The organism is Pseudoalteromonas sp. B62, from assembly GCF_037162565.1.
Classification (GTDB): Bacteria; Pseudomonadota; Gammaproteobacteria; order Enterobacterales; family Alteromonadaceae; genus Pseudoalteromonas; species Pseudoalteromonas fuliginea.
On sequence record NZ_JARLVB010000001.1, the window covers coordinates 577,324 to 602,511 of the forward strand.

At 38.0% G+C, this 25,188-nt stretch carries 23 protein-coding genes and 1 pseudogene; all 24 read right to left on the bottom strand.

The features are described from left to right. Nucleotides 1-106 precede the first annotated feature (106 nt). Entirely contained in the window at nucleotides 107-271 is a 165-nt protein-coding gene (locus P4S71_RS02445; protein ID WP_337149991.1) for a hypothetical protein, read from the bottom strand. Then, nucleotides 271-4,585: pseudogene (locus P4S71_RS02450) on the bottom strand (RHS repeat-associated core domain-containing protein). The gene P4S71_RS02445 and the pseudogene P4S71_RS02450 overlap by 1 nt, the downstream one beginning before the upstream one ends. Further along, nucleotides 4,585-4,896 carry a hypothetical protein gene (locus tag P4S71_RS02460; RefSeq protein ID WP_337121165.1) on the bottom strand — a complete coding sequence of 104 codons (312 nt, stop codon included), beginning with the start codon at nucleotides 4,894-4,896 and terminating at the stop codon, nucleotides 4,585-4,587. Before P4S71_RS02460 ends, P4S71_RS02450 begins: the two are co-directional and overlap by 1 nt. A gap of 65 nt (nucleotides 4,897-4,961) precedes the next feature. Then, entirely contained in the window at nucleotides 4,962-5,090 is a 129-nt protein-coding gene (locus P4S71_RS02465; RefSeq protein WP_337149993.1) for a hypothetical protein, read from the bottom strand. After that, a complete protein-coding gene (locus P4S71_RS02470) occupies nucleotides 5,062-5,433 on the bottom strand; it encodes a hypothetical protein (RefSeq protein ID WP_337149994.1) in 372 nt (123 codons plus the stop codon). Before P4S71_RS02470 ends, P4S71_RS02465 begins: the two co-directional genes overlap by 29 nt. Then, entirely contained in the window at nucleotides 5,430-6,458 is a 1,029-nt protein-coding gene (locus P4S71_RS02475; protein WP_149613847.1) for a hypothetical protein, read from the bottom strand. The genes P4S71_RS02470 and P4S71_RS02475 overlap by 4 nt, the downstream gene beginning before the upstream one ends. A 2-nt stretch (nucleotides 6,459-6,460) precedes the next feature. Further along, a complete protein-coding gene (locus P4S71_RS02480) occupies nucleotides 6,461-6,751 on the bottom strand; it encodes a PAAR domain-containing protein (protein WP_007377083.1) in 291 nt (96 codons plus the stop codon). A 40-nt stretch (nucleotides 6,752-6,791) separates the two neighbouring features. Further along, nucleotides 6,792-7,148, bottom strand: coding sequence for a hypothetical protein (locus P4S71_RS02485; RefSeq protein ID WP_007377084.1), 357 nt, complete (start codon nucleotides 7,146-7,148; stop codon nucleotides 6,792-6,794). A gap of 7 nt (nucleotides 7,149-7,155) precedes the next feature. Beyond that, complete coding sequence (locus P4S71_RS02490) at nucleotides 7,156-9,033, bottom strand: type VI secretion system Vgr family protein (protein ID WP_008137752.1); 1,878 nt, start codon at nucleotides 9,031-9,033, stop codon at nucleotides 7,156-7,158. A gap of 73 nt (nucleotides 9,034-9,106) precedes the next feature. After that, nucleotides 9,107-9,586 (bottom strand): Hcp family type VI secretion system effector, encoded by a 480-nt coding sequence (locus tag P4S71_RS02495; protein WP_007377086.1) that lies wholly within the window; start codon nucleotides 9,584-9,586, stop codon nucleotides 9,107-9,109. A gap of 239 nt (nucleotides 9,587-9,825) precedes the next feature. Further along, the gene (gene tssH, locus P4S71_RS02500; protein ID WP_008137754.1) at nucleotides 9,826-12,429 is read right to left on the bottom strand and encodes a type VI secretion system ATPase TssH; all 2,604 of its coding nucleotides are present in this window, start codon (nucleotides 12,427-12,429) and stop codon (nucleotides 9,826-9,828) included. Between the two features lie 22 nt (nucleotides 12,430-12,451). Next, nucleotides 12,452-13,441, bottom strand: coding sequence for a type VI secretion system baseplate subunit TssG (tssG, locus tag P4S71_RS02505; RefSeq protein ID WP_033028453.1), 990 nt, complete (start codon nucleotides 13,439-13,441; stop codon nucleotides 12,452-12,454). Next, complete coding sequence (gene tssF, locus P4S71_RS02510) at nucleotides 13,438-15,264, bottom strand: type VI secretion system baseplate subunit TssF (protein ID WP_008137759.1); 1,827 nt, start codon at nucleotides 15,262-15,264, stop codon at nucleotides 13,438-13,440. Before tssF ends, tssG begins: the two co-directional genes overlap by 4 nt. Further along, entirely contained in the window at nucleotides 15,261-15,746 is a 486-nt protein-coding gene (gene tssE, locus P4S71_RS02515) for a type VI secretion system baseplate subunit TssE (RefSeq protein WP_007377090.1), read from the bottom strand. The genes tssF and tssE overlap by 4 nt, the downstream gene beginning before the upstream one ends. A gap of 17 nt (nucleotides 15,747-15,763) precedes the next feature. Beyond that, nucleotides 15,764-16,540 (bottom strand): type VI secretion system accessory protein TagJ, encoded by a 777-nt coding sequence (locus P4S71_RS02520; RefSeq protein ID WP_007377091.1) that lies wholly within the window; start codon nucleotides 16,538-16,540, stop codon nucleotides 15,764-15,766. A 2-nt stretch (nucleotides 16,541-16,542) separates the two neighbouring features. Next, the gene (gene tssC, locus P4S71_RS02525; protein WP_337150167.1) at nucleotides 16,543-17,907 is read right to left on the bottom strand and encodes a type VI secretion system contractile sheath large subunit; all 1,365 of its coding nucleotides are present in this window, start codon (nucleotides 17,905-17,907) and stop codon (nucleotides 16,543-16,545) included. Between the two features lie 197 nt (nucleotides 17,908-18,104). Further along, nucleotides 18,105-19,595, bottom strand: coding sequence for a type VI secretion system contractile sheath large subunit (gene tssC, locus P4S71_RS02530; protein WP_007377093.1), 1,491 nt, complete (start codon nucleotides 19,593-19,595; stop codon nucleotides 18,105-18,107). Next, the gene (gene tssB / locus P4S71_RS02535) at nucleotides 19,592-20,095 is read right to left on the bottom strand and encodes a type VI secretion system contractile sheath small subunit (RefSeq protein ID WP_007377094.1); all 504 of its coding nucleotides are present in this window, start codon (nucleotides 20,093-20,095) and stop codon (nucleotides 19,592-19,594) included. The genes tssC (P4S71_RS02530) and tssB overlap by 4 nt, the downstream gene beginning before the upstream one ends. A 16-nt stretch (nucleotides 20,096-20,111) precedes the next feature. Next, nucleotides 20,112-20,687, bottom strand: coding sequence for a hypothetical protein (locus tag P4S71_RS02540; protein WP_337149995.1), 576 nt, complete (start codon nucleotides 20,685-20,687; stop codon nucleotides 20,112-20,114). Continuing rightward, nucleotides 20,650-21,225: a type VI secretion system protein TssA gene (locus P4S71_RS02545; RefSeq protein ID WP_337149996.1), complete on the bottom strand. Its 576-nt coding sequence runs from the start codon at nucleotides 21,223-21,225 to the stop codon at nucleotides 20,650-20,652. Before P4S71_RS02545 ends, P4S71_RS02540 begins: the two co-directional genes overlap by 38 nt. Before the next feature lie 203 nt (nucleotides 21,226-21,428). Beyond that, nucleotides 21,429-22,226, bottom strand: a complete 798-nt coding sequence (locus P4S71_RS02550) for a PP2C family protein-serine/threonine phosphatase (protein ID WP_007377096.1) — start codon at nucleotides 22,224-22,226, stop codon at nucleotides 21,429-21,431. Continuing rightward, nucleotides 22,219-22,404 (bottom strand): hypothetical protein, encoded by a 186-nt coding sequence (locus tag P4S71_RS02555; protein WP_337149997.1) that lies wholly within the window; start codon nucleotides 22,402-22,404, stop codon nucleotides 22,219-22,221. Before P4S71_RS02555 ends, P4S71_RS02550 begins: the two co-directional genes overlap by 8 nt. A 112-nt stretch (nucleotides 22,405-22,516) precedes the next feature. Beyond that, nucleotides 22,517-22,945: a type VI secretion system-associated protein TagF gene (gene tagF / locus P4S71_RS02560; protein ID WP_337149998.1), complete on the bottom strand. Its 429-nt coding sequence runs from the start codon at nucleotides 22,943-22,945 to the stop codon at nucleotides 22,517-22,519. Then, on the bottom strand, nucleotides 22,927-25,185 hold the full coding sequence (gene tssM / locus P4S71_RS02565) for a type VI secretion system membrane subunit TssM (protein ID WP_337149999.1): 2,259 nt from the start codon (nucleotides 25,183-25,185) through the stop codon (nucleotides 22,927-22,929). Before tssM ends, tagF begins: the two co-directional genes overlap by 19 nt. Between the last annotated feature and the right edge of the window lie 3 nt (nucleotides 25,186-25,188).

Consider the following 25,188-nt stretch of genomic DNA (forward strand, 5'->3'; position numbering starts at 1 on the left):
TTGATTTTCTGAACTTAATTTACTTACTTCTCCAGACTCAATTTTATCAAAGAACCATTTTGAATTAGTAACTTGGAATATCTCAATCCAATCATCTAGGATAAGGCTATTTATACTCATCGCCCCCCATCAAACCATGACCACAGCCCTCTTGTAATAAAACCCTGTGACTCTCAAACGAATAAGCAATCAATTTGGGCCAATCACTATTATTGGCACTTTTTACTTCTCTCTCATCCACACAAGAAATAATGTAATATTTATTTTTCATTATGGTTTCTCTTTAATTATTTTAACGTTATCGAAATTTACTTTCCGTCCATCTGCTTGTAACTGCACAGCTCCACCTGCACCATATTGTGGATATGCCTCGGCAAACGGCTCTTGCTTCGTTTTGTCTTGATCACCCTTCCAGTTTGGAACTCTTGCTTGTACTTCCCCATTTTCGAATAATTGTAGGGTATCAAACTCACCTCTTAAACGAGCATCACTCCAAGAGCCCTCTCCATTGTCGTCAGAACCAAATTCAGATCCTTTTATCTGAAACGCCTCACGAGCCTCTAAACCACTATTGTATTTCACAAATCCAAAATAAGTAGTTGGTGCAGAAAGGCTTTCAATTGTCATCGGGGCAAACTTATTCACCTTACCATCATCATCCTTGTATCTCATATATCTATACCCAGTACTAGGTATAGTTGAACTAGGGCCAGATAAACCAACATAAAAGTCAGGAGTTCCCTCCTTACAACTCAATCCAAACGGATCCACCCAATTAACTGGATTCGGTGCATATTGGTAATGGTTAATTCCACCCACAAGGCCAATCGGATCTTGGTTTATAAACCGTTGTTGTTTAGGGCTGTAATAGCGATAGCGGTTGTAATGTAGGCCACTTTCCTCGTCTAAATACTGCCCCTGAAAGCGGATTGGCTGAGTGAAGCTGCTTTCTTTATTAAAGTCAGGCTCGGCTTCTGGCTCCTCATAACCATACACATCGGCTTGGTTTTCCCACACGACTTCTGCTTTGTTATTGGTAACAAAACGTGGGGTATTAAGTTGGTCTAGGTGGTAGTAGTACACCTCGCCTTTTTTAATCAATGCTATTGGGTGAAATTGATTTGGTAGGTTGATATACCAGGTATATTCACCGTGTTGGTATTCGCCAATTAGCTGGTCGTTATCCCAAATGTAGTCAATTTTGCCCTGCTCGGTGTGCTTGGCGATACGGCGCCCGAGAGGGTCGTAGTCGTATTGCGTGAGCGTGCCGTTATTGTTAAAACAGCTTAACTGGTTAAACGCGTTGTATTCACGGCGGGTTTTGATCCCTTTGCCGGTTTCGCGTATTTGGTTACCAAATTCATCGTAGTAAAAGTCGCTGTCGCCAAATTGTGTTAGGCGGTCGGCGTCGGTGGCACTGTTTATTGTAGTGTTGTTAGTACTTTCATTATTTGCTACTGAGTCAGCGTTGCTACTGTTTTTACTACTATTTTCACTACTATTTTCACTACTATTTAGCGCTAACTCATTGTATTCGCTATGCGTGGCGCGTGTTAAATCAATAGAAGAGCTGGCTATATGCTCATTACTGGCTGCATCATGTTCTATACCCTGCTCGCCTGTATCTCTAAGGTCTGCATCGCTTGTGTTTGATTGAACAGTCTGACTTTGCGGGTTACCAAAACTATCCCACTTATAATGCGTAGTTGTATCAGCACGTGAGCTTGCTAAAGTTTGTTGTATTAACTGCCCCAAGCTGTTGTATTCAAAATTGATGTTTTGGCTGCTTACGCCTTCGTTATCACGAGCAATGAGCTGGTTTACGCTGTCGTAATTGTACGTACAGGTGTCAAATAATGCTTGCGCTGGGTGTGTAAGCTGTTGCTGCGTTAAACGGTTGAATGCATCAAACTGCTGAGTCAGGGTAATGCTGTTACCAAACTGCTGGGTTTTTATATTACCTTGGCTGTCGTAGCTTAATGTTACAAGTTGCTTTGCAAGTTCAATCACTTTGCTGTTGGTTTGCAATAAGTTAATAGCGCTTAGCTGGCCAAACTGGTTGTAGCTGTATTTAAGCGTTGTTGAATCTGGCAGTGTAAGCGTTTGCCTTCTGCCGTATTCGTCGTAGCTGTATTTTAAGGTGTGCGCTTGTTGCTGATTATGTACTTGCTCAGCACGCAGTAACCGCCCGCCTTTATCAAACTGCTGCTTTAAAGTTGATTGTGCATTATGCGCACGGGTAATTTTACCTTGCAGGTTATAGCTGTAGTAATTGGCGTTATTAACGATGTGAGTATCGGTTGCCAAACTTGCATGCTGCGCACTCACGCGGCCTAATTTATCGCGATCTATTTTTACGTGGCGTTTGTTGCTTTGCGTTACTGAGGTTAAGCGGTTACAGGCATCGTATTTATATTGCTGTAGCGTGCCATCAAACCCGGTTATTTGTGTTGGGTTTTCGTTCGCGTCGTAACTTATGCGGTATACGTGGCCGTCGCTTCGCTCGATGGCTGTTAAGTTTCGCTCTTTGTCGTACGTTAAATGCAGTGCGCTGCCATCGGGCTGAATAACACAATGCGGTTGGCTTAGCCCTTCAAAGTGTTGCTCTGTGGTGTCGCCTTTGCTGTTTTGCGAGCTAATTAACCGCCCTGCTTCGTCGTAACTAAAATATTGATGCTGTTTATTTTCAGGCTCTTTTTCATCAAAGGCAATGGTTTGTGTAAGCTGGCCGTGCTCATTGTACTTATATTGAGTGAGTAAACCTGCGTTATTAAGTGTGGCATTTACGCGACCTAAATTGTCGTAACTGTAACGTATTAGCTCATCGTTAAGGTGTTTTGCTAATAGCTCGCCTTGTTCGTTCCAAATAAACTTGGTGATTTGGCCATTTTTATTAATATGCTGGGTTAACTGGCCGAGCTTATCGTAGCTGTATAATGTGGTGCGGCCATCGCCAAAGGTTTCGCTTTGTAATAAGCCAGCCACACTGTATTTACGCGTAATGGTTTGGCCATCAGGTAAGGTAGTTAATACACGTTGCCCAAGTTGGTTGTAAGCAAAATGGGTTTGGCTACCATCTGGCTGCGTTAGTGTTTCTAATTGGCCGAAAGGTGTATAGCTATAGCGCGTTGTGCTGCTATCGGGCTTTATTTCACTGAGCTTTTGCCCTTGCGCATTGTATGTATATTGCCATACGTTGCCGTTAGGGTCGGTATGTTTTACCAGCTTACCTTGTGCGTTATGTACAAAGTGCTCTTTGTGGCCGCGAGAATCTATACAGGTTGTTTCACCAGCCTCTAAGTTATATTCAAACTGGTAAGTATAGGTATTGTTATCGCCCCACTGTTTTATACATTTAGCGCTGGGTGAGTAGCTATCCCACTCAAAATGGTGGCTAAAGCCACTGGCTCGGGTACGCTTTGTTAATAAATTAGCGGCGTTGTAGGCGTAACGCTCAGTTTCGTTTTGCTGATTAGTTGCTTGAATAAGGTTGTTGTTTTCGTCATATTCATAGCTTGCAAGTACAGGGTATATAAGCTGCTGTTTATTATTTTTATCTGTGTGGTAAGCCGCAATTTTACTTAGTAAACCCTGTTGGTTGTAACTAATAATACAGCCACGTGCTTTGTTTACTTCTATACGATTTATGCGCTCTTTAGCATCGTAATAAAAACCAATACTTTGGCCTTTTTCATTGATTATTTTTTCAAGTAACCATGAATTTTCACCGGCTTTAAAGGTCAAGTGTTGATCGTCTGGCGTAACGAGGACTTGCTTACCATTAGTTTGATAATGTAGCGCAAGGTTACTGCTTAACTGATAGCTCGATTGCCCAGGCTTTACTTTTTCAAAGCGGTGTTTAGCGCCGTGCTCATCTTGGTACTCTAACCAGTAAGTCCCTTTTTGCTTAGGGCCTACTTTTGGTGGCGGCAGGTAATGCTCTGTAAGGCTTGCCATAAAATCGTGGCGCCAACCATTTCCCATAACACTGCACACATCGGCATGGGATGAGCGGTACAAACGTCGCCATATTAATTGGCGACTGCCTGCTAAAGTAAAATCAATTAGCGGCAGTATTTCTTCACCCGATAGCATTGAAACCGGATCTGAACGGCATTCTTGCTCAGTAATGGGTGTTTCACTTGGCGTCGAATCGCTTGCCCCCCGTATTTGTTACCGGTGCTTGCGCGGCACTTTTTCCTGACGCGGGTGACTCGCCCTTTTTAGCTGATTTTTTACCTGCTGAGCCAGCATTTGTATTATCGCTGACTTGAATAGCCGACTTTGCTTTTTGGTGATAGCAACTCACAGTACCTGCAACTAACGCTTGCGAAAGTACACTGGCAGTTTCACGTGCTGTGGCACTACGAGGACATTTCACACCGGCAGTGTTGAGCAAGTTAATTACGTCGAGACGTTTAGTTGCATCGCTTGTTAATGTACTGCCAACTTGAGCAATTTGCTTTTTAGCACTTTCAGGCGTGTTAGCTACTACAGGAGCATAACCAGATGGCGTTTGACCTTTACCAGCAACGAGGCAAATAGGGTAACTTTTTCCTTGTAAAACAACTGTATTACTTTGCATTAGTTGTGTGCTTCCTCACTTATCCATAAGTATGATGCTACTGCTTGGTGCTTTGCTTGTTCTTGCGAAATCATAAGAGCGTGTTTGCAATGATTTTCAATAACGGGACTCGTTGCTAATTGATATAAATTAACAACGCCTTCCAGCGCACCAATTTGGCCTAACTTATAATTAGGCAGCTCATAATGTGTCTGCTCATTAATTAACGCACTGAGCAGCTGTAAATCGTTTAACCACACTTCACTGTCGTGGTTAATGCCATTTCCTGGCGCAAAAATAATATCAATAGACTGCTGAGCTTGCTCAGCCACTCGAGTAAACATACCGTTTAATTGATTATGTTTAACAAAATCAATTGAGGGTGTTATTTCGTAGTTTACTTGCGACCACCCAGTTTTTTTGCCTCAAGTGTTGCAAATACTCCGCCAACACCTTGGTAGCTGTATTGCCCTGATGCATCAGCTTTAAAAGTTGCATCAAGCGCAATTATATTTACTTTTTCCAATGATTTTTTTAGTTAAAGCAACTGCGACATGTGCACTCGTTACACCATAAAATAATAAGTGTTCAACATGATCTGGGTATAACTGCTTTAAACTGCTTTCAAGTAATTGCTTAAGCTCACTTTGATAAGATAATGCAGGCAAAAGCCAAACAAGCGGCGTATTAAAGTCTTCTACTTTATTAATTAGCTCTTTCGATTTTACGATGCAATCGTAAATACATACATCCCACGACTGCCATTTTTTCCCTTCTAGGGCGGCAGTCACATCACCATATAGTAATTCATCTACACTTGTCGTCGCAGGCATTGATAAATAATCTATTGATACGCTAAAAGCACTCATAACAATGTTCCTGAGTTTTCTTTTCTAGCGGCAACAGACTGATAATAAGTATATAGATTAAATACCGCTTGGCTTTGACAATCCATTGCTGACATCTCTATCGCATTTAATGGCTCATTTAATGTTCTGCCTGCAAGTAACCTCAGCGAAGACATCTGGCTTTCATAGCTTGGCCAGTTAGCCTGTAACTGCCGCTGAAAATCTAAACAGGCTTGTTCATTACCATTTCTCGCTTGCATTTGTGTTTCAAAGTTTACGAGTACATCTAATTTTTCACCAAGAATACGTTTAATCAAGGCAACTATGTGCTCTGGCTTTTTTACTTGATGCAGCACCGTATTAGCAAGCGGGATAAGCTTTACAAACCCACTTTGTAGTAATACTTGCAAAGTATGATCAACAGATACAATGTTACTTGCATAGTTACTAACAGCATTAACTTGTTCAAGACTTAGCGATAGTAAAAAAAGAGACATTAACGGTGAGTTAACAAGTCCATTTTTGGTTAAATTATCAAAAATATTTATTAGTTCTTTGGTATTCGATTTACTTGTGACGAATAAAATCTCTTCAATTGCACTCAAAGCTTGGTCTGAAATTTTATCCTCAGTGCTATAAGCTAAAAACAAAGTGCTTATATCAATTAAAGGCACAAGGTTGAGGCTGTGTTGCTGTAATAAAACTTTACGTATAATTAACTTTGCAACCGCGTGTAACTCAGGCTCGTTAAGCACACAGTTGATAAACTTAATATTTACGGTTTGAGGAAGGTTTGCCATTATTTCTATACAAGCTTGAGAAATAGAATTATGGGTCTGTCCACTTTCCTGAAATACAATTAGCTGCTCTAAATTTGGCTTAACAAATACTTGGCTTAAGTTATTACGTTTAGCATTTAACCAACATAACTCTAGTAGCCTTTTTTTGAGTGTTTTAACATGCCCTACAGAAGTAAACGGGCAAAGCTGCGCATTACTAATTACCAGCAATTGAGCTTCATAGTTACTTAAGTAATTAGATAGCAACGTTAGCCACCTATTAATACAGTCGGATTACCAACAACAATTTTTCCACCATGGGAGCTATCATCACCCATTCTTGCGGCTGGTTTTCCATTAATTTTAACTGAGCCAGATCCTGACTTAATGCTATCGGGTGGACCAATACATACCATCATGTCGCCTTTGCGAGCTGCGGGCATACTTCCAATTAATACATTGCTAGAGCCTAGAACAACAGGACCACCAACATGCGGAACTGTGCCGGTAGTTTTAGGACACACATGCATATGACCAATTGTAGCTGCTGGCTTACCCATTTAGACTCCTTGTCTTATTACTGATTTTTAAGTAATTCTGTTATTCGTATAAAGGAATAATTAATAATTTATTATGTGCAACTAAGCGAGATAATTCATCAATTAGTTCACTTTTAGTATAATCCGAAAGCGCCACAGGGCTTTGCATTACATACTGATATAACCCTGATACAACATCCTCACTATTTAACGAGGTATGTAAGTATACAAAAAACTGTTGTGCATAGTAGCCATCCATTGCCTTTAAATGACTTAATGCAGGATTTAGCAATGGATCATCAGGCCTATTAACTGGTAAACAAATCAAATGAGGCAACCCATAACGACAATATACAACATGCCCATTGTTATTAATGCCATTTCTCAAACCTGTTTGAAAACTATTTATTATTTCCATAATTGCATTAATTTAATTTAATTAAACCGGCAGATAAAGTAATGGCACTGCCATCCACTTTTATATTACTACCTTTAATATTTATATTAGTGCCTTCAATAGTTATATTACCACTGCTACTCATTTTAATCTGAGCAGATCCTGTTTTAATAATAATTTCATCACCGGCTTCGATATTTAATTTTTTTCCTACTTTTAAAGTATCATTCTCACCTATATCAGCAATATGGTTTTTAGCTACTTTTAAGCTGTCATTGTTAGCTATATCTACTTTTCGATCGTTACCAATTTCAACATTATGGTCGTTATCGGTTTTATCATTTTGATCGTTTTTAACATATAGTTGTTTATCTTTTTCAGCTTGTATGTATAAAAGCTCACTGCCTTTTTTATCTTCAAAACGCAGCTCATTGAAGTTATCAGCGCCACCTTCTTTTGTTGATCGTGTTTTAATCCCACTTTGTGTTTTTTCAGCGGGTAATGCATACGGAGGCATTAAATCAGCGTTATAAATTGCGCCGCTAATAATAGGTTGATCTGGGTCACCATTTATAAAATCAACAAGTACTTCTTGCCCTACACGAGGAAAGAAAAAGGCGCCCCACTTTTTACCAGCCCAATTTTGAGCAACACGTATCCAACATGAACTTTTCGAATCTTTTTTGCCTTCTCGGTCCCAGTCAAACTGCACTTTAACGCGACCAAATTGATCAATCATTATTTCGTCAGCACTGTCGCCAGTCACTATTGCCGTTTGCACACCATTGATTACAGGCTTCTTTTTATTAATTTGTGCTCTGTATGGTATTTCTTTTGGTACACATTCAAAGTGATTTGAGTAAACCTCGTCTGCCGCGCTTTGCTGACCACCTGATTGATTAGGCACCGTTATTGACGTCATCATTGACGTTATAACAAAGGTTTTACCTTCTAATCTAGGATCTTCATGTTTTTTAAAACCAAATAATTTACCCACGGTAAAAGAACGACAATCACTTTTACCGCTTGATAATTTCATGTCTCTTTGCAATGACTCTAACTGTACCGATGCCATACTTGCTGCACGAGGGTGACATTCAGACTCACCTGTATATTCGAATATTTCTGATACCGATTGTGTTGGCAACTCAGGATTTGCTTGCTCTCCATCAGGGTATCTTGAGGGTTGCTTAAAATCGTACCCAACACGTTTAAAGCTACCAGGGGCAATGCTTAAACCACCTTGCCAGCGTGATACATGCGACTCGCTAAGGTGTCCGGTTGAATAAACTACCTTTGCCTCTCCACACACTTCGTAGGCTGTAACATCGTCAGCTAATACAAGTGTATGATTGCTGTTTGAGTGTTCAAAGAAGTAAAAAATGCCTTCATGTTGAAGTAAGCGTTGTATAAAATCAAAATCTGATTCTTGATATTGAACACAATATTCGTATTTAGGGTAGGTTTTGCTTGTTTTGTCTGAAAAGGCAACACCGTGTTGGCCAAACAAATCTGTAAAAATATCTTTAATTGTTTTCTTTTGAAAAATACGACTATTTTTACGGTTGCGCATTGACGCCGCAAAAGGAACTATTGTCGCTTGATAGTCAATATAATTTTTTTGTTCATCGACATCCGCTGTACGACTGCCATTTGAAACAAGATGACTGACTATGCCATGGTAATAACGTTCGCCGCCACCCTCAGCATTTTTTACTTTTATAGAAACAGGCTTACCAACTAAGTCTTCATGTGCTATTTGCTTGCCAATCGTATACATATTAGCTGACATAACAAATAAGTCAGACATTGCCTCTTGGGCGACAAAACGAGTTAAATAGAGGGCGTCTTTACCAGCAGGGGTGCTAATTTGAATTACGTTTTTATCTTGTGTTGCTTTTTGCATTCCTTGCTTTTCCCATCCTAGAGATCAAAAAAAGCTCTGAGCAAAGCCCAGAGCCATTATTAGACAACAAATATTACATTTGTTGACCTTTAACACCGCTGTAACCATATACAAGTGGCGCAGTAATGTTATTTTTGTCGTCTGTCGGTGTAACAGTCATCATCATTTCAGTGTAGCTGATAGTGATTGTTTCAATTGGACGATCGTTCTGTACTGATACTGAATAGCTAGAAATCATTGCATCTGTTAGTTCGATTTTCATGATTTCTTCAACTTTATCACCTTGTTTAGTGATATGGAAAATAGCTGGTAAACCTTTACCAATAGTTGCTTCTTTGAAAAGGTCAGGAGACGCTTTATCTTGAAGTTTAGTAATTGTTACATCGCCTAAACGAGTAGAGCTAGATTCACGATCCATCGCTGTACCAGTGGCTGAGCTAATTTCACGGCTTACGTTCCAATCAAGTGATAAAACTGTAATTAAATCTTTGAAAGACTCAGCAGTAGTTTCGCCTTTGATTGAACCGTATTTTAAATATGTATTTGCTTGCATTTGATAATGCTCCTTTTAATTAAACAATGTTATCCATTAATACTGGATTATTTACTTTGGTTTCCCAAAATTCCTTTGAAATCATTATCTTTATAACAGCAATGAAAAGGTCTTCAGAATTCCTTTCCCTAGATGAAGACAATGTCTCAAAAATTCCATGTAGTTACCTAAGACACCAAAATTATAATGCCCTAAAACTAAAGAAACAACCTTATTACTCAGTTATATTAAAAATAAATTTAATTTAATTCAATTTCAAATTCATTATCTTTAATTAACAACAATATACTACTAACTTTGTTGCCATCTACCATACTAGATAATAAAACTTCAGATAATAAAGGTAATACTTTATTTTGCAAAATCGTATGTATATTCCTTGCACCCGACCCTGCATTTTGACAATTAGCAATAATATACTCAACAACATCACTTTTATAAGTGAGTTTTGCGTCATAATTCTTTTTAACTCTTTTAATTATTTTATCTATTTGAATCCCTGCGATTTCAGTCAGTATATTATCACTCAATGGAATATAAGGAATTACGTTAATCCGTCCTAAAAATGCAGGTTTAAATGAACCTAATAAATCGTCTTGTAATGCTTTTAATAAACCTTTTATACTTGGTTTACTCTCTTCATCTTCAAATAAGCTCATTGTGGTATCTGTGCCCACATTTGAAGTCATAATAATAATTGTATTTTTAAAATCGATGTCACGCCCTTCACCATCTTTAATTGTACCTTTATCAAACACTTGATAAAAAATATCTTGAACACCTGGGTGCGCTTTTTCCATTTCATCTAACAGCACAACACTGTAGGGCTTCCTTCTTACTGCTTCGGTTAAAATACCGCCTTCGCCATATCCGACATAACCAGGAGGTGAGCCGAGCAATAAAGACACCTTATGCTCTTCTTTAAATTCAGACATATTAATAATGGTGACATTTTCTTCGCTGCCATACACTTCTTGGGCAAGTGATAAGGCTGTTTCTGTTTTACCAACACCACTTGGGCCAGCGAGCATGAAAATACCATTTGGTCGACTTTCATCGGCTAGTTGAGCACGAGACGTTTGTACAACCTTAGCGATTAAATCAAGTGCATGATCTTGTCCTACTACACGCTCTTTCATTTGGCTTGCTAGGTTTAAAATGCCATGAATTTCATCTTCATGCATTTTCCCTACGGGTATTCCCGTCCAATCAGAGATAACCTGTGCAATCAACTCTTCATCCACTTGCCAATGCACCATGTTATGCTCGTATGAGGCAAGTTTATGTTTACTTTCTTTTAACCTTTCAAGCATCTGTGCTGAAGATTCATCCTCTTCGGAGTTTATTGATTCGAGTGCTTTGTTGAGATCTGTAACAATCTCTTTTTCTAATTTAAATTGCTCATTTAATGGCTCAAGTTGCTTTTCAATATCAACTAACTCAGCTTTTAGCGTATCTAATTGTTCTGAGTGATCTAACCCCGTTTTTTGTTCGCGGTTTAGCATCTGTACTTGCGTTTCAATCTCACTTAATCTATTGACAAGTTGCTCTATATTACTGGGGGTCGATGCTTGGCTCATGGCAACACGCGCACAAGCAGTGTCGAGCAATGCAACCGCTTTATCTGGCAATTGTCTTGCTGTTATATAGCGATGAGATAAGTGAACAGCGCTCTCTAATGCTTGCTCAGAAATAAATACTTTGTGATGGCGTTCCATTACAGGCACTAATCCGCGTAACATAGCCACTGCTTTTTCTGGTGTTGGCTCTTCAACTTTAACAACCTGAAAACGACGAGTTAATGCGGCATCTTTTTCAAAAAACTTTTTATACTCAGCCCATGTTGTCGCAGCGATTGTACGTAATTCACCTCGAGCGAGTGCTGGTTTTAATAAATTTGCAGCATCATTTTGACCAGCGGTACCACCACTCCCTATCATAGTGTGCGCTTCATCAATAAAAAGAATTACTGGATTAATCGCATTTTTCACTTCATTAATTAAAGATTTTAAGCGATTTTCAAATTCACCTTTCATACCAGCCCCAGCTTGAAGCAAAGCTAAGTCTAAGCTATGAATTTTCACATTCTGTAACACTGCGGGTACATCTTTTTGTGCGATTCTAAGTGCAAGTCCCTCTACAACAGCCGTTTTACCAACACCGGCCTCACCGGTAAGAATAGGGTTATTCTGTCTACGCCTTGTTAAAATATCGACCATTTGACGAATTTCAAAATCTCTTCCTAAAATAGGATCAATTTTTCCTTCCAGTGCTTGCGCCGTTAAATCAACAGTAAACTGGTCAAGGCTAGGGGTTTTAGAACTTAAGTTTGTTTGTGCAGTTGCACTTTGTACCGAATGGTTTCGCTCTTCTGATTGGGCAACTATTTCTGGCCAGGCATGCAAGAGTTGCCCAGGTTCAATTTTATTAAATAACTTACTGCAACGAGTCACTAAGCTCGAAAGTGTATCGTCTTTAGTGAGTGTATAAAGAACATAAGCACTGCGAATTTGGTTATCTGTAAATTCTATACTTGTGCTTAACCACGATTGCTTTAATAAGCTAGTCACATGAACGGATAAACTAGGTGAAGACTCACTACCTGTTTTTAATGATTCAAGCGACTGATTTAAGTCTTGTTGAACTCTATCAATATCAATATCGAATGAGCCAAATATAAGCCTAACGTCATCTAATTTTTGTTCAATCATAGCAAGTAACCAATGCTCTAATTCAACAGTAAAATGACTACGGCTATTACAAATTGCAACAGCAGCTTCTAGGCTCTTTCTACAGTCGGGACTCAATTTTTCAACGAGCTTATTCAGTGTCATCGAAGACATACACTATTCCTTTTAATTTTAATTATCCTTTAAACGATAACTTAGTAGGTTTATTTTTAAATGTGTTTTTACCGGCGCCTAAAAAACTATTAGCGCCTAGTTGACAATTATTTTTAGAAAGCGATACCGCCTCTAACTCATGAAAATCAGATTCAATAATTAACCGAAATTGAACTGAATTTCCGACATAATCTTTTATAATTTTATTGCTAAGCTCAAACAAAGACCCTTTAGGTAATAACGATTTAGCTTTCGAGGGGTCATCTGAAGAAATATGAATTTCAATGCTTGATGAAACATCCCATATTTGCTTACCAATCACAGTGTCAACACCTAAGCGTGCATGTTGCCCTTCAAAGAGTGCCTGACTAGCTAGGCGTGTTTGCTCTTGAGGCTTAAGATCATGCCACTGGCCAATCATTTGTTTAATCGCAACATCACACCCTAAATAAGAAGTAAGAATGCTTTTTAGATCCGATGCATTTCTTATCTTTCGGCTATATAAACCAGAAAAATGAAGTTGATGTTCGTTGTAACCTCCACTTAACAAACCTAAAATTTGTGTGTATGGGTCTTTATTCTTATCTTTATTTATATGATTCAGTGATGGTTTATATTTTTTCCAAGCTCTGTAATACAAAGAAATTAGGCGATGATTAAACATGTCGTAAAAATCACGCATAGTGGTGTCTTTATATCTCAGGCGTTGCATAACCAATTCACTGTAAAATTGTGGTAGCGCACCTGAGCAACCTGTTAAGCCCATAAAAGATACCTGCATATTTACTTTATGGAGGCCATCTTCAAAACTTGTTTCCTCTAATTTTGTAATCGCGTTACCTGGGTAACCAAACTTTTGAGTTGCCGTAAATTTAATAAGCTCGTGCTTTGGGTTACTATCGTAGCCTACGTGACGGTGCTCTAAGCCATCCTTTTTAAGCTGGTTTTCTATTATGAAAACGGCTTTATAAAAGTCTATTTGCGATGCTTGAGAAATAATATGCTTAATCATAAAAGAGGACTATCACCCACTCTAGCTGGCCACTGATAATATATTTGTTCTTGCTCTTTTAATCTGAGGCTAACACGCGTAAAGCTGTTAATTGCAGCAAATTGTGCAAAAAAATGGTCTAAAATAGAGGCAAAGAAAAACATGCCGCTGCCAGAAAAGTCATCATTAGCAAAGGTAATTTCAATATCACTACCCGTTGCAAAACTCACCCTGCCACTTTGTACTACTCGTGCAGTTGAAGAGGTAACTAATACTCTGTAGATATTGTCAATCATGCCTTTTGTCTGCGGTGAAGCTCTAAAATCATAAAGACGAAGGACTTCTTTTAATTTGACACATGCATCATCACCACTAAAAGCATCTAGTGTTAAATGATTAACTAATTGCCACCTTGTTGCGTCAGCTAAAATTGGCCTAACTGCATGCGTAAAAGGAATTAAACAGCGGATTTTTTTAATTACATCACCACGTTCAGGCATAAGTAGCCCAAGCTCATCATCGCCAAAAGGCATACTTGCAGGTAAATTTCGGTTACTGCAATTTGCACGAACAGTTAATACAGTATTTCCCTCACCGTATTCCATTGCACTGTTTTCAAACGTCGCATCTACAAGTGATAAAAATGTCTCAGTTCCTGATTCAACATAACCACCGGCCCAAGATGCAGTTTCTCTTCGTATGTGCCAGAACAAGTCTTCATGCCCCTGGTATTTAGGGTGCGTTTGTCCGTAAAAAGGGGATACAATCTGCTTATTCCCTTTATGATCAAAAGCAATTACTTCACAAAGGCCAATCACCTCAGATATTTCTGAGTCCATATAGCGGGGTGTTAATTTATACTCGTATTCACTTATTTCTGGTCGTATTGGCTCTAGCTCTTGCTCAAATAGATTAATAATTGGCGTACAACCAAGTAAAAACATATTTTTATCAACTTGTTTTTCAAGCTCAGCTGATTCTGTATCTAAGTAAAAATACAAAGTACATTGATTAGACTTTTTAGGCAGTGACGACTTAATTCCTTGTAACTCAAAAAATCTAAACTTCTCTGGGAAAGTAAAATTTTCAACTAATAAACGATAACCGGAAGAAGAGCGCTGTGAATAAGGAACAACGGCTTCGTTTGCGTCGAAACCAACAGCTTTAAGTTGATCTTTTGATACGTACTTAATCCCTTCTTCGCCATTATCAATCGCAACTCCAATACAATGCTTAAAAAGTAATTCATACACTTTTAACGTATGGTGCCATTGACCATTGATGAATATACGTAGTCTCTCAAGTCCTGTTTCTGCCAGCGACACACCTTTGTATTCACCAGTTAACTCAAGTTTAAATATTGATTTTGCTTTTTCATGCCACCTCGGTTTAGGCGCAACAAATGGGCTGTTGTCAAACTGAGCGCTTGTTATTTCTACAGGCCATAAGTAAGTTTCATAACAGGTTTGAAACTTACATTGCTTCATAGATTCAACATTTGTTTCTACTTCACTCGCTCTAGGTATCACAATACCCGTGGTAGATAGGTTTTCGGCTTCTAACTTAACTATCGACATTGATGGTATTGGTGCTTGATAATCTGGCAGCATCTGACCCAGTAAGGCATCCGTTAGTTCAGGGAAACTATCGTCTAACTTTTGTCTAATATTGGCGGTTAAAAAAGCAAAGGATTCTATTAGTCTCGATACATGAGGGTCTTCAATATGATCTTCACTAAGCTTTAATCGCCCCGCAACCTTAGGATATTTATCAGCAAAGTCTTTACCTAAATGGCGCACAAATGCTAATTCACGATTATAATACTTTAATAATTCATCGTTCATAAAGATGCCTCAATAATTTTCATGCCTAAGTTAACTGGCTCAACTTCAGAATCAAAACTAATGAATTCAGGCTCGGGATCAGCATACAAAAGCGCATTTATTCGCAAATTGAGTACTCTATTAATTGGCACTTCTTCATCAGTAAACACCTCAACCTCAAGAAATCGTGGTTCAAATTTTAAAATCGTATCTCTGACCGTCTCACACAATAATGTTCGTCCTTCATGAGAGCTTACTGACATACTCGAAAAGTCAGGAAGCCCATATGATAAGCAAGATGTTGTTAATTCATCATATTGTGATGGCCATGTATGCCATTGAATTCGCGCATTAAGCAACGCTTCTATGTCTCTTCGCACATTTTTTCTGAGTTCACTAATCGTTATTCCTTCGGTGCGAGAAGGTGCATCTTGAAAGTCGGGCTCATCATCGATAAGTTTATCGATAATTGATGCTTGAAGCTGTTGCTTATGTTCAATCATGATTATTCAAATATAAATTAGGCTGTTTCGAGTGCGTTTATTTTTAAGTTAGGAATAGTGATTGCCTCATCATTAACAAATAGCATTTTCATTCCTTTACCGATAATAAACTCGTCTTTAAGTTCTTCCCAATCAGACACTTGCCCTAATTTTTCAATGTCGCTGTTTGAATTTGCATAAACAAGCGGTAAATGAGCTGTACCTGATGGGCCATCTTTAATTGTTATTTCCACTCGTAACCAAATACTTTCAAGTAGTGATTCGTTAGGCTGTACTCTTAATGTTTCTATTTCATTAAAATTGGCTAAATAAAACTCGCCATTTGTACCTAACACTTCTAAATATGGGCCCAAGGTATCATCAAGATCTCGAATTCCAGTTGAATCATCTTGTGATATTGTAGCTCTAAGCGCTTCCATTTTTAGGGCTAACTCAGCGGCTTCATTAACTTCATTTTCGAGTAAAGCAACATGCATTTTTAAAAATAAAGTGTCGAGTTCATCTGCATCATGAAACAGTTTAGGAATTCCATTGCCTTGATAAAAATCAACTCTCGACTGCTGCGCACGAATTAAGTGACGAAGGTTGACCGCACCAACGGCAAATTCTGGGTTCTTTTGAACCATAAAATCTAATTGTTTATCTGCTTTTTCAAGTTCACCATTAATACAAAGTAGCTCTGCGTAAATACTTCTAATATCAAAGTTTAAAGGTTCATCTTGCAACTCAGTTGCGCAGCATGACAATGCATCAGTGAGTTTCCCCTCACGAATTAAGCTATGTATTTTTTTCATTACTATTCCTTTATTTTATGGTGAGGACTAAGCTCAGTTATTAATTTAATGCTAGAAACCATTTGATCTAATTGAAAGTGTGGTTGTAACTGCAAAACAGAAAAGTAATGCCCTGGATTAGCCTTATTTTCACTAACTTTTATCTTTGCATTACTTAATGGGTATTTGCTTCTGATTTGCTCAGAAGCTGAATCTGATGCTGTGGTATAGTTATTTACCCAAGCCTGTAAATCTCTTTCACATGCTTGCGCAGTACTGTATGAGCCTACGCGATCACGTGCTAATAATTTTAAATAGTGCGCAAAACGAGAAACACACAATATATACTGCAGCATTGAAGATAAACGCGCATTTATATTTGCAGCACTTGAGTCATAATTTTTTGCTTTTTGAACAGACGCATTACTATAAAAAACAATGTGTTCTGTATTTGTAACCGATGAAGCAGGAATAAAACCAAGCTCAGAAAACTGTTTCTCAAACTTACTTGTTACCAATAAATTCAAAGGCGGTTTAGCCTCTTTTTGATATGTATCATTAGCAAAATTGTCTCGTGCTAGCCCTGTCACTAACCCTTTTGAAACTTTCCCTGGTTCAATGCCACGAATATGACCAAACCAGCCACTCTCACAGTAAGCTCTTATTATTGTTGATACGAACTGGAAAGAAGCATTTCCCCAAAGCATATCTGTTTCAGGGTCAACAATTTGCTCTTTAAAATAAAAATCTTGATGGCGTTTGCCGTCATTACTATAAGGTGGCCTAACGAGGACATGCGGTAATGTAAAGCCGATAAATCGCGACTCTTCCATCTTTCTAAAGCTCTGCCACTTTGCATATTCAGGCTGTTCAAAATGATTAAAAAGATCGGAGTAATAACCTAAGTCAGAAAAACTATCAGCGCCAAATAAATTGGGTGAAGCACAACAGATGAAAGGAGAAAAAGCGGCAGCCGCCGTTCTTGATATCTCTTTTATTGTATCAATATCGTTGTAAGTCGTTCCTTCAGAAAAGGTATTTGTTATTTCGTAATCGCCAATAACAACCCCAAAAGGTTCTCCCCCGGCACTATCAAACTCGCTTTGATATAATAATTGGAAAAACATGCTTTGATCAAAATCAATTGCTTTATTTACATCCTTAGATAAGGTCATCCAATTACAGTTTAATACTTTTACTTTTACTTTGTTTTCTTTATCGTATTGCTCGCTCTGCAATAAAAGCCACCACATATTACGCCAGCTAGCTTCTAATTTTTGAAACCGTTTATCGTGAATAATTATATTTAGTTGTTTAGATATAAGCTGATCAAGCTCAACTATAATACGTTGTAGATAGGGACCTAAAGACTCCTTATTCCATGAAATAGGTGAATCAGAAGAGCCTTCAAGCCATAATAATAATGCTTTATCTAGGTTTTTTCGTTTAAAAACCTATCAAGCAAAGCTTCATTATCACTTATTCGAGACTGCGACTTTTGTTGAAAAGTGAAGTCTTGATTTATAAATGAAAACTCTTCGTGATTCATTCTAATGCATTATCCTTAACGCTAGAGAGAGGTTAGTTAACCAATCTCAGGAATTTTAGCTACAAGGCGTAAAGAAGAAGTAAGCTCTTCCATTTGTAACCAAGGTTTTAACCAGGCAACAGCATTGTAAGCACCAGGTTGACCTGGAATTTCTTTAACCGATACTTTTGCATCAGCTAAAGGGTAACGTGCTCTAATATCTTGACCACCGCCTTCTGTCGCATTAACGTAAGATAGTATCCAACGATTTAACCAAGATTCAACGTCTTCTGCTTCCATAAAGCTACCAATTTTGTCACGAGCCATCACTTTTAAGTAATGCGCAAAACGAGACGTCGCCATTAAGTATGGTAATCGAGCTGAAATTGCAGCATTAGCAGTCGCATCTGGTGTAGAGTAAATTTGTGGTTTTTGACAACTTTGACCACCAAAAAACACAGCATAATCAGTATTTTTATAATGACAAAGTGGTAAAAATCCTAATTTGCTTAGCTCTGCTTCGCGACGATCTGTTATACCAATTTCAGTCGGACATTTTAGATCTGGGTCGCCGTCATCACTAGTGAAAATATGTGTTGGTAGGCCTTCTACTTTACCGCCACCTTCAGCACCACGAATAGCAGTACAAAAGCCGTATTGAGCAAAAGCTTTTGTCATATTTGTTGCCATAGCGTACGCTGCGTTGCTCCAGCAATAGTCTTTATTTTCAGTACTGACCGAACGACCATCTTTAGGCTCAACTTCAAACTCTTCGTAGTTAAACTCTTCCACTGGCTTCGAAGCAGCACCGTACGGCAGGCGAGATAAGAAACGAGGCATTGTTAAAGATACAAAACGTGAATCGTCACTGTCTCTAAATGAGCGCCATTTTGTATACTCTAATGATTCAAAGACTTTTTCTAAATCGCGAGGTTTTGTCAATTCTTCCCAGTTATCGAAACCAAATAATGATGGCGACGATGCCGCAATAAATGGACAGAAGCCTGCAGCTGCAACATTAGACATTAAACTAAGTGCTTCAACATCTTCAGGATGATTAGTAAATTCGAAATCGCCAACGATTGTGCCGTAAGGTTCACCACCTGGTGTGCCAAATTCAGCTTCGTATATTTTCTTAAACGTCTGGCTTTGATCAAATTCAACCGCTTTACTTAAATCTTTATGAAGTTCTTTTTTCTTCATATTTAAAACACGGATTTTAAGTGTGCCACTTGTTTCTGAGTTCATCACTAGGTGATGTAATCCACGCCATGAACCTTCAAGCTTTTGAAATTCATCACTGTGCATAACAACACTTAGCTGCTTTGATATTTTTTGATCGATTAATTGAATTGCTTCATTAAACGTCACAGTCATGTTTTTATTCCACTGGACTGTCCCTTTCAAGGCTTCTTCAGTCAGTGTTTTAAGTAACTCTTCTGCGCGACTCGCATCTGTTTGCTTAGTTGCACCAATAGCTTGTTCAAGTAAAGATGAACTCACTTCAGTCGTTGACTCTAATTCTGTACTTAGTTGCTCTGTACTCATTTTTCAGTCTCCTCTAATTTAAGCTCTTTAGCGATAGAGTCTAAACTTGCGGTATTACTAAGTACTTCTTCTAATACATTTTCAAGTTCTTCTGAGCGGTCAATTTTAGTCATTAGGTCGCGTAGTTTATTACGTGTTTCCATTAATTTACGTAATGGTTCAACCTGATTTACAACAGCTGCTGGCTCAAAGTCATCAATCGATTTAAAGTTAAGCTTAACTTCAAACTGAGAACCTTCATCATTTAATGTATTGTCGACTAATAAATTCAGAGAAGGACTCATACGCTTTAAAACATCATTAAAGTTGTCGCGATCTATTTGTATAAATCGTCTGTCTTTAAGTGGCTTTAAGGCATCAGCATTATCTCCTGAAAAGTCCCCCATCACACCAACAACAAATGGTAATTCTTTTTTAACCGCTGCGCCTTCAGTTTCCACATCATAAGTGATATGTACTCTAGGCTTACGAACTCGTTTTAATTTATCATGGATACTCATTGAGAACTCCTTTTACTTATGTTTCAGTTTCGCTGATTTTAATGCCAGACAACTTAAAGTACCCAGTCCTAGCATCACTATCTGTAATTAGTTCATTTAATAACTCAGGTAGCGATAATTCGCTCCATCGAATTACTTGTTCTATCGTGTACGACATCGGCGAGTGAGGCTCTGTTTTTCTAAAGAATGTGGCTATTTCTTTTAGTTTACTTATTGCATTTTCTCTAGAATTAATCTCATTGCTATTCGCTTTTTCAACTACGCCTTCGACTCCCGCATCGTTCTCAGTTTCTAGCTCAACATTTTCACTAGCATTCTTTTCAGCTAGCGCTTGTTCTGCCGCTTCAAGCTTATCTGCAGCAACGTGTTTTAGTGCCGCCAAACTCACTTCAAGTGCCTGTTTTATATTAGAAGTCGGCTGTGGTTGACCTGTCACTCTGTCCATTACTTCACTAAGCGTGGAAAATTGCTCAATCGCTTCTTCAATATCTAACTTTAGAGAGACAAAAAAATCAGTACTGGTTTCTGCCGCACTTTTTTCTATTAATTCGAAGTCAACTGCACCTTGAGTAATTTTTTTCTCTTTTATCATCACTCAAACGAGAAACATCATATCCTTGTTGATATTCCCAAAAAGAATAAGAATTCATACTTACACTATCAGTTAAGTAAATACTCTTTATTGGTATGATCAACGTACCTTCACCCGCAGAGCCATTTAACCCCACTAGTGCTGATACTTTATCCCAAATTTCATCATCTGAGTCGAGTGTAGGGTATAAATCGTCAAAGTGATTTTCAATTAGGTTATGAGCAACTTTAAAGCCAAACGCCAAGCCTTTAAAGCCGTAAATACGACACATTGCTTCAATTAGCCATGCCAAATATTCAATATCTTTGCTTTCGGTTTTTATTGCTTTGCTACATTGCTCAAGGAGAGGTAACCAGTCTCGCGACAAAGAGGAGATACCTTGCTCATCAACCAATGCATTTCTTTCAGCCGCTCTGAGCTGATTTCTCAAATCTTTTAAAGCATAATATGTAGACGTAGGAGAGACATCTGAGCGGGGATCAATACCTGCAATCTCAGTGTCTGAAATAGGGGAGATATATTCATCTAATAAAAACATTCCATTGTCCTAATAATTATCCATAAAACTCCAATAAAGCGGAGCGGATTTTATATTACATTCTTTATATTAAAATACAAGCTTAGTTAAAATTGTGTTTAAAAATTCATTATTGCCAATATATAAACAATCAATTTTTAGTATACTTTCAAATAACATCATTTAAATAATTTAAAACAATCTTATTTAAAATAATCAATATGTTATTTAGTAAATAAAGGAATCGTCGCCTCATCCATATTATTAATAGCATTAATATCTTGATTATCTTTTGTTTCATCATATTTAATTAAAATACATGTCACATTATCTCTTGCACCTCGAACTAAAGAAGAGTGCATTAATGCCATACCCGAATCAATAATACTATTTGGTTCTAAAGACATGCATATATCGTCATCAGATAATTCTCCAGTTAGCCCATCAGAACAAAGTAAAAATATATCACCGGTTCTTATTTTATCTTTAATAACATCCACTTTTACATTTTCCATAACACCAACTGCGCGTGTTATTACATTAGATAGAGGATGATTTTTCGCTTCTTCAACAGAAATAACCCCTTCATCAATCAAGTCATTTACTTGGCTATGATCTCTTGATATCTGCTGAAGCTCACCATCACGTAATAAGTAGGCTCGGCTATCACCAGCCCATAAAATATGGTAGTTCCCATCTTTTAAAAATAACGCAGTAACCGTACTACCCGCCGTTTTATTATCTAGATAAGAAGCACTGTATTCACTGAGCTGTCTATTTGCTTCTTCAATCGCCCCCACAATATGAGAAATACTTAAAACATCTAATTCAAGCTCTTGAACTTTTGTCCTAATAACATCAACAACTAACTGGCTTGCGACTTCACCGGCTTCATGGCCTCCCATGCCATCAGCAACAACCCACAGGTTATGACTATTAATTTCTACATGGGCATCTTCATTTAGTTGCCTAACAACACCTCGGTGGGTAATGGCATAACTTGTACAAAATTTACTAATCACTATTTTTTACCTGCGTATAATTCCATTCCCAATGTTTCCACCTACCATCTAACATGGCTGCAACTTGATTTACAGGAGGTAGTGCAGATGTAATAAGCACCATTGGTTTGATGTTAAATGAACCATGTGTCCACCAAACGCTATAATCACCATGTTTCTTATGTAATATGGCATGCATTGCATCTTCTAAAACATTATCTGACAGCTCAGTACCTGAAAATTCAAACGCCTCACCCGCTTTGTTTTTATCGGGTGAGTGAGAATAGCTGACCTGCTTTTTTCAGCCGTCATTATATTAAGCGTTTGGGTGACCTCTTTTCTCCACGAAAAAGATCAACCGAGCCCTCTAATACTTTTAAAACCACATCTTCATACTCTAAAGAAAACACACCTGAGTTTAATATAGCGATAGGGTCACTTTGCGTCTCACTCAATAGAGTAAAAGGATAATGCCTTCCAACCGCATCCATACTCGGTATTATGGTTCCCATAACCCCGTTGTCGCCAACTATATTAGGGCTCAAGGCAAAGTGCCAGACAGGCGCTACCAAGTAATTATCCTGCCATGCTTCTCCTAGCTGCTCCTTACTAACAGCAATGGCTGCTTGTAACCATTGCTCCCAATGCTCAGAAAATGCCTTAGAAACGTTATCTTGAACAAAGTCGCCTAAAGAGGGCACTTTACCAAGATAACCTATATTTATAATCGTGTCGGACATGAAAACTTCTCTACGCTTGTATTCCAAAATGGATGTCTGATTGATTTAGGCAACAATTCGACTTTTGCATTATTTCCCATAATTGAAAAGTGCAGCTCTAGATCGTTACGAGTTTGGCTTCTTTTTTCGCTAAGCTCATCAAGCATTCTATAAAGTGACCATTCACCCTGATAAGTTGTGTTAATTGAGCGGCCACCATTTGGAGGCGTAAACACCACTCTTGTTTTACTTTGACCAGATGCTCCAGGCCAAATAAAATTTGTTACTTTTAATGGACCATGTCGGTAAGTCATTGACTGTCCATCAATTTCTATCATAAGGCTAGACACTGTTTTATCCAGTTTAAATGTTCGTAAACCAAATTCTATTCTAGGGGTATTACTTCCACCATCAAAAAAAGCGGTTTGGATTTGATAAGCATGTTCAAACATTTTTAATGTTTCACTGCTAATACCAATGTCTTTTTCAAACTTCCATGGACTTGAGCTTATATCAACGCTAGGCGCAACATAGCTATTGAAAAAGCTATCAATGGTTCCACCTGGTCCAAAAAAGCGAGCAAAGTCTTTCATATTTACTTCTTTATCTGCCTGTGGAGAGAAAGGGTACCTTCCCACAATCGCAGCATTGTATTCTCTTAAAACTTTGCTTTTCCAAATTTCGTTCAGGTGCCTGTTTGCACTATTTTTGGTGATATTACTAGTGTCTCTGCTTATATCTAATAACCAGCTATTAAATGGATAAGGTAAATCTCGACTTTGAAACTCTAATTGACGTATAAAGCTTGGTTTACTCTTACCACTAATTTGATCTTTTATTGAATATTTAAGCTGATCGCCTCGATCGAGCTTGGTTAAATAAATATTAAGCTCTCGCAGATTTTTCTGAATATTATCGAGCTGTTGAGAATCAATGTTTATCACATCTTCAAATGCTTCTTCGACTTGGTAACCTGGCAACTTTATGTCGAACTTAGGCGCTTCGTCAGGTAAAAATCGCTTGATCCTATTTGCTTTCGTTTGCATTGCAATTTCAGCAGCATTAGCAGCCAGTTTACCTGCTGCTTTTTGATTTTCCGATACCGGTAGTTTTGTCAGCTGAACATTCTTTTGAACTGCAGTAATAATATTTTTAATTGGCGCTTCTGAACCCGCTAATACATCCGTAATATTAACGCCCTCTGCCGGTGAGCTATATTGATTAAGACTTAAGTCATCTAAGAACGACTGCCAATAATGAATATAGTCTTGAAAATAACGCTGCTCTAATTTCTTTTCTATTTCATCTTTTGAAATATCGTAAGTGCCTGATGCTTCTTCACCATACACCCAACTACTGGCCATTAAATTACCTAACATTTTACTTTTTTCAACATTAAAAATACCGTGAAATCCATTAAATGTGTACAACCCAGGGATATTTCTAGTTAGCTCACCATTATTACGAAACGTAAATTTTTGCGCACTTTCAAAACTAATAATATCGGTTAATCTAAATGGCGGAATACTACTATTAAGGAAGTCAGCTTGCAGACGTTGATACGCTCTTTCTGCTATAGGCAACTTAGTTAATTCAGCGCGTGCAGTACGTACAGCTTGGTTATCAACATCAGTTTGATTAATACCTTTGTTCAACAAAGCTGAAATATGACCCATTAATTCATCTCTAATTTGAATACTCTTATCACCCGGAAGGTTTCTTTCTAAGTAAGCATCAAACCATGCTGTAATGTCTTCACTTTCAAAATACTCTGGTTGAAATAGCATTAAATAACACTTCAAAGTCTCATATAAATAACTAAGGTGCTCTGGATGGGCTGCCATTTCTTTTATAAGGGTATTGCTGATAAATGGTTCTAAATAAGTTTGTAAAGAGCGATCGTAAGCATTAACAGAAGATGCTTTAATTTCATTTAATTTATTAAAACCAAATGATGGTGACTCTTCCGAGTCCATTAAAAATGGCGCACTTGCTGGTAAATTTCTCAGCGCGTTTAACCTATCATTTAAAACCACTAAGTTATTTCGATCAAATGACGCTGAATCAAGCTCTTGATATGTCGAAATAGCCTCTTCAGTTTCTGCAATTAAATTACTATTCCATGCAAAACTAAAGTACCAAGAAATTGAAAAGCCAAATAGCGCAATAACAGCTAATGAGATACTAGCAACGCGTAGCCATTTATTTTGTTTGTCGTGATGTTTATTTGTACTTGCTAAATTTTGCTCTGGAAAAATCACGCT

What these genes read in the sequence shown, in the direction of transcription:
- P4S71_RS02495 (WP_007377086.1), bottom strand. Translation starts at nt 9,586, where the DNA reads ATGCAAGCAAATACATATTTAAAATACGGTTCAATCAAAGGCGAAACT.
- P4S71_RS02490 (WP_008137752.1), bottom strand. Translation starts at nt 9,033, where the DNA reads ATGCAAAAAGCAACACAAGATAAAAACGTAATTCAAATTAGCACCCCT.
- tssC (WP_007377093.1), bottom strand. Translation starts at nt 19,595, where the DNA reads ATGAGTACAGAGCAACTAAGTACAGAATTAGAGTCAACGACTGAAGTG.
- P4S71_RS02540 (WP_337149995.1), bottom strand. Translation starts at nt 20,687, where the DNA reads ATGATAAAAGAGAAAAAAATTACTCAAGGTGCAGTTGACTTCGAATTA.
- tssH (WP_008137754.1), bottom strand. Translation starts at nt 12,429, where the DNA reads ATGTCTTCGATGACACTGAATAAGCTCGTTGAAAAATTGAGTCCCGAC.
- P4S71_RS02480 (WP_007377083.1), bottom strand. Translation starts at nt 6,751, where the DNA reads ATGGGTAAGCCAGCAGCTACAATTGGTCATATGCATGTGTGTCCTAAA.
- tssF (WP_008137759.1), bottom strand. Translation starts at nt 15,264, where the DNA reads ATGAACGATGAATTATTAAAGTATTATAATCGTGAATTAGCATTTGTG.
- P4S71_RS02520 (WP_007377091.1), bottom strand. Translation starts at nt 16,540, where the DNA reads ATGAAAAAAATACATAGCTTAATTCGTGAGGGGAAACTCACTGATGCA.
- P4S71_RS02445 (WP_337149991.1), bottom strand. Translation starts at nt 271, where the DNA reads ATGAAAAATAAATATTACATTATTTCTTGTGTGGATGAGAGAGAAGTA.
- P4S71_RS02555 (WP_337149997.1), bottom strand. Translation starts at nt 22,404, where the DNA reads ATGCATGCCATATTACATAAGAAACATGGTGATTATAGCGTTTGGTGG.
- P4S71_RS02545 (WP_337149996.1), bottom strand. Translation starts at nt 21,225, where the DNA reads ATGTTTTTATTAGATGAATATATCTCCCCTATTTCAGACACTGAGATT.
- P4S71_RS02485 (WP_007377084.1), bottom strand. Translation starts at nt 7,148, where the DNA reads ATGGAAATAATAAATAGTTTTCAAACAGGTTTGAGAAATGGCATTAAT.
- tssB (WP_007377094.1), bottom strand. Translation starts at nt 20,095, where the DNA reads ATGAGTATCCATGATAAATTAAAACGAGTTCGTAAGCCTAGAGTACAT.
- tagF (WP_337149998.1), bottom strand. Translation starts at nt 22,945, where the DNA reads ATGTCCGACACGATTATAAATATAGGTTATCTTGGTAAAGTGCCCTCT.
- tssE (WP_007377090.1), bottom strand. Translation starts at nt 15,746, where the DNA reads ATGATTGAACATAAGCAACAGCTTCAAGCATCAATTATCGATAAACTT.
- tssG (WP_033028453.1), bottom strand. Translation starts at nt 13,441, where the DNA reads ATGATTAAGCATATTATTTCTCAAGCATCGCAAATAGACTTTTATAAA.
- P4S71_RS02470 (WP_337149994.1), bottom strand. Translation starts at nt 5,433, where the DNA reads ATGAGTGCTTTTAGCGTATCAATAGATTATTTATCAATGCCTGCGACG.